We start from the raw sequence: 5,221 nt of genomic DNA on the forward strand, positions 1-5,221 counted from the left end.
CAGACAAGCCAGCGCGGTCTTGGGGGTCTCCCCCATGAGCGACTGGCGCTGACACTGCTAGCCCAGCAGCCTCTAAGTACAATAGCACACGCTTTGGAAAAACCGCAACATTGATTGGTTTTCCCATGCGACGCTCCCTTGTCAGGAGATCGCGGGTCAAGGGCCAACGTTGAGATAAAGATTTTAAATAACATCAGAATATTAGACCTCTGGTGGAAAAGAGGGAGTAGGGAGTAGGGGCGATTCGCGAATCGCCCATACGGGAGTAGAGGGAAAGAATTAATGATTTATGGACGATAATTGATTTTATTTTTAATTATCACGCCTATGTCTATTAGAGCGATCGATGCTGATAGCTAATAGCTGACAGCTTTTAGCTCCGCATTCCGCAGGAAATGCTGATAATTTTATTTGAATTTAGGAGTATATTTATGGCAGTAGAAGCTGCGGTAACTGAAACAGTTATTGAGCAAAACTTAGAACAATTTCTATTAGTTCTTTCTGTTTCTCTGAGTGTAGCTACTCTCTCACGGGTTTTTAGTTTGTTCCGTCGAATTCCTTTTACATTATTATTAGTAATTGTGGGATTAATTCTGGCATTTGTTGATGTAAGATTAGTCAATTTATCTCCTGAATTAATCCTGGAAATTTTCTTGCCTCCTCTATTATTTGAAGCTGCTTGGAATTTAAACTGGCGAGACTTAAAACGAGACTTAGTTCCGGTAGGATTTTTTGCAATTGTTGGTGTAATTATTTCTGTGGTTGGTATTGCTTATGGTTTGAATCTTTTCACTGGCATTCCTTTAGCGATCGCCTTTTTGGTGGGAGCTAGTTTATCAGCAACAGACCCTATTTCTGTTGTTGCTTTATTAAAAGAATTAGGAGCAAGTAAACGGTTACGCACTCTGATGGAAGGAGAAAGTTTATTTAATGATGGGGTGGCAGTTGTTGCTTTTACATTGTTAGTAGGAATTCCATTAGGAACAGTTGAGAAATTTTCGATTTCAGAATCTTTATTAACTTTTCTCAGTTTTGTTGGTATTGGTATTGGTATTGGTTCGTTGGTTGGTTTTGGCATTTCCTACCTCACTCAACGTTTCGATCTACCTTTGGTGGAACAGTCGCTAACTCTTGTTTCTGCTTATGGAACTTATATAATTACGGAAAAATTTGGAGGTTCGGGAGTGATTGGGGTTGTGAGTGTTGGTTTAATTTTAGGTAATTTTGGTTCCCGCATTGGGATGAACCCACGCACTCGGTTAATAGTTAGTGAATTTTGGGAGTTTGTGGCGTTTTTTGTTAACTCCATAGTATTTTTGTTAATAGGTGACCAAATTCAATATACAATTTTGGCAGATAATATAGTATTGATAGGAGTTGCTATTGGAGCGGTGGTTATTGCAAGAGCAATTTCGGTTTATGGTTTGAGTGCTTTGAGTAATTTGGTAGCTAACTCAAATATTGGTTTAAGAGAACAGACTTTGCTTTGGTGGGGAGGTTTACGAGGTTCAGTTTCTATTGCTCTGGTTTTGAGTGTACCTGTAATTTTGCCTGGACGAGATGAAATTACAGCAGTTGTATTTGGGGTGGTATTGTTTACATTGTTAGTGCAAGGTTTAACCACTCAGTCAATGTTAGAAATATTAGGTTTAATTGGCGACCAACCGCTACGTCAAGAATATATGGAGGCGATCGCTCGTCGTGTAGCTTTAAAGCGGGTACTTAATCATGTTTCTGAGTTGGTAAGGCGCCAGGAAATTGACCCAGAATATTATCGTTCTCAGGCGGAATTTTTGCAAGGGGAGTTAAAGAAGTTGCAGGAGAAAATTGATGAAATGCAGGCGGAACATTCTCAGTTAGTGACGTTGGATATGGAGTTATTGCGGGAAGAGTTGGTAGATATTGAGGCGGATACTTATGCTGAGTTTATTCGAGCAGGTAAGTTGAATAATAATGTGTCGCCACTTTTGGCAGAGGTGTTTGAGAAGTAAGTAGGGTTTGCTGAAAAAGTCTTATGGGTGAGGGGAGGAGACAGGAGACAGGAGACAGGAGACAGGAGAAATGGGAAATTTAGAGTAGGCAGGAGGAAAAATCATCCCTTGATTTTTCAGCAAGAGCGTCAACCCAAAATCCTAACTTTTTGAGATTTTTAGAACGAAAACCTTGTACTTTTTCAAGACCTAAAAAGGCACTTACCTTTATCTGTCAATGGTTTTAGATTTAATCAGCAAGGTCTAATTAAACGTAAAAGAAAAATTGTAGAGGGAGTTTAGCCAAAAGTTTTACTATCTCAGAAATTTAAGCGTCAAAACCTGCCCTGCCTTAATTGCATTTACTTATTCTCACCTACTTATACCACTTTGAAAAAAGAATGCTACGAAAAGGTAAGATAGTTATATCTATCATTTTCCCCTTTTTTTCAATATTTACTCCTTCTTCCTTCTTGCTTTTTCCTTCTTGCTTACTTCTACCATTTGTAACAAACATTTATCACGCTTGGTATTATAACAAGGGTGATAAGTAGGGGTGGTTCGCGAACCGCCCCTACAGAGAACTAAAAATATGAATAATTAGGGTTTGCGCTCAAAAGTCTGATGCTGGGAGTAGGGAGTAGTGAGTAGGGAGTAGGGAGTAGTTAAAACTCAAGAGGAACTAGGAGTTATATGAAGAGGTGGTCGAAAAATAGCCCCTTAATTTTTCGGCGTTGCTGAACCAAGGGATGAATCTTTGCACAAAAGGTAAATTCCATCTTTTACTCCCTCTTTCTCTAAGGCTATAATTCCAGGAGGCAAAAGACCCAACACTCCCCACACTCCCCACACTCCCCACACTCCCCACACTAATTCCCATGCGCAAATATGCAACGCCAATTTTTCTGTCTCCCTTTACCCCAAAATCTTCAGTTTTTCAGCTTTTTTCACCCAAAAACTGGTATTTTTTCATCACCTAAAATCCTCAATACCTTCGAGTTGCCAATCTTTTGATATTTAATCGGTAAACCCTAATTAATAATAAATTGCTAATAATTACAAAAAAATTATTTCGCCTGTGTTAATTACTTATAGGACTTACGCAGAGACCATGTATGTAGTGTCAAAAACTATAACGTTATAGTTTTTGCACTCTATATATAGTACCCTTGCGTAAGTCCTGACTTAATAATTGAAATTTAACCTAAGTATAGCACTCTTTTTTCAAATTGGTATTAGAAATATATAGCACTGCGCACAACTCAAAAGTTAAAAGGTAAAAAATAATTTATGACTAATTTTGGTAATTTATAAATCCTGTTAGGGGAGCTTTTCCCTATGCGAAAAACCCTTGAACAGTCTACTATTCTCTATTCCCTATTCCCTATTCCCTAGCGCTATAACTGAAATGACAAATTATCAATATCAAGTCGGTGGATGTTTAGCAGTTGACTCTCCCACCTATATCAAACGTCAAGCAGATATAGAATTATATCGTGGATTAAAAGTAGGAGAATTTTGTTATGTTCTTAATTCTAGACAGATGGGTAAGTCTAGTTTAAGAATACAAACTATGGAAGTTTTACAAACAGAAGGAATTGTTTGTGCTGGTATCGATCTAAGTGCAATTGGTAATTTAGATATTACTCCTGAACAGTGGTACGCAAGTGTAATTGATAGTATTGTTAGTAGTTTAGATTTATACAATAGCTTCGATTTAACAACTTGGTGGTTTGAGCATAATAATTTATCTTATGGGCAGCGTTTTAGTAAATTTATTCAATCAATTATCCTTAAGTTAATCCCCCAAAAGATTATAATTTTTATCGATGAAATTGATAGTATTCTCAGTTTAAAATTTCAAGTGGATGATTTTTTTACAGTCATTCGCTCTTGTTATGATAAAAGGGCACAAAATCAAGAATATAAGCGTCTAACTTTTTCTTTTTTTGGTGTAGCAACTCCTTCTGATTTAATTCAAGATAAACTGCGGAGTCCGTTTAATATTGGTCGTGGAATTGAATTAACTGGTTTTACTTTCACAGAAGCTCAACCTTTAGTCACAGGATTAGCTACAAAATCTACTAATCCTCAAGCAGTATTACAAGCGATATTAAATTGGACTGGGGGGCAACCTTTTCTGACTCAAAAACTGTGTCAACTTGCTCTAAGAGCTGAGTCTTTTATACCCACTGGTAAGGAAAAAGAATGGGTGGAAGATTTAGTAAAAACTCTCATCATAAATAATTGGGAAAGTCAGGATGAACCACAACATTTACGAACGATTCGCGACCGCCTTTTATTAAGCGAGCGAAGCCATAGATTATTATTGCTATATCAAAAAATTTTGCAGACAAAAGGAGTAAAAGTTCATCAAAATTCAGAGCAATTAGAATTAAGATTAACTGGAGCGATCGTACAGCAGCGAGGCAAATTAAAAGTTTATAACCGTATCTACGAAACAATTTTTAGTCGAAATTGGATTAATAATGTTTTGGTAGAAGTAGAGAAAGTAAAAGATAATAATTCTCCTCTAAAGTCCGATGCTAATTTATCAATGAATCGGCAGGAATATCGGAACTGCCAGATATTGTTGAACAAGGTGAAAAATTATTGGGTGAAAGGAGTTTTAGAAACTTCCTTGCATGGCAAAGTATTAATTGAATTAGGATTAGAAGAACGAAAAAATGCGGTAAATCGTCCTTGGGGTTTACTGTGGGAAGACTTAGGAAATCCGCAACAAGAATTACCGCCAGGCACTCGAATTATTGATAAATTTGATGAGTTAGGTGCAGGTCGAACTTTATTAATTTTGGGTGAACCTGGTTCAGGAAAAACTACAACTTTATTAGAATTAGCGCGAGACTTGATTAATAGAACTGAAGCCGATTTAACTCAACCCATACCTGTTGTTTTTAATTTGTCTTCTTGGGAGGGAAAAAAACAAACGATCGCTGATTGGTTAGTTCTGGAATTACATACTAAATATCAAGTTTCTCAACAAATTGGTAAAGCTTGGATACAAGAACAAAGGTTACTTTTACTACTTGATGGTTTAGATGAAGTTAGTAGAGATATACGAGAAAATTGTGTAGATGCTTTGAATAAATTTTGTCAAGAATACGGACAAACAGAAATAGTAGTGTGTAGCCGGATTCGTGATTATGAAGCTCTTTCAAGTCAGTTAAAATTTCAAGCAGCTATATATTTACAGCCCTTAAGTTTAGAGCAAATTCAAGAGTATTTAAAAA

Annotated in this window: 3 protein-coding genes; 2 read left to right on the top strand and 1 reads right to left on the bottom strand. The window is 36.8% G+C overall.

Annotated elements, in window-relative coordinates:
• The first annotated feature begins 431 nt into the window (after positions 1-431).
• Positions 432-1,991, top strand: a complete 1,560-nt coding sequence (locus F6K22_RS30680; protein WP_293106951.1) for a cation:proton antiporter — start codon at positions 432-434, stop codon at positions 1,989-1,991.
• Positions 1,992-2,690: 699 nt separating this feature from the next.
• Here the strand turns inward: F6K22_RS30680 and F6K22_RS30685 are convergent.
• Positions 2,691-2,870 (bottom strand): hypothetical protein, encoded by a 180-nt coding sequence (locus tag F6K22_RS30685; RefSeq protein ID WP_293106954.1) that lies wholly within the window; start codon positions 2,868-2,870, stop codon positions 2,691-2,693.
• Between the two features lie 508 nt (positions 2,871-3,378).
• Here F6K22_RS30685 and F6K22_RS30690 point away from each other — a divergent pair.
• A partial coding sequence (locus F6K22_RS30690; RefSeq protein WP_293106957.1) for an AAA-like domain-containing protein occupies positions 3,379-5,221 on the top strand: 1,843 nt, incomplete at its 3' end.

This window comes from Okeania sp. SIO2F4 (assembly GCF_010672385.1).
In the GTDB taxonomy this organism is placed as follows: domain Bacteria; phylum Cyanobacteriota; class Cyanobacteriia; order Cyanobacteriales; family Microcoleaceae; genus Trichodesmium.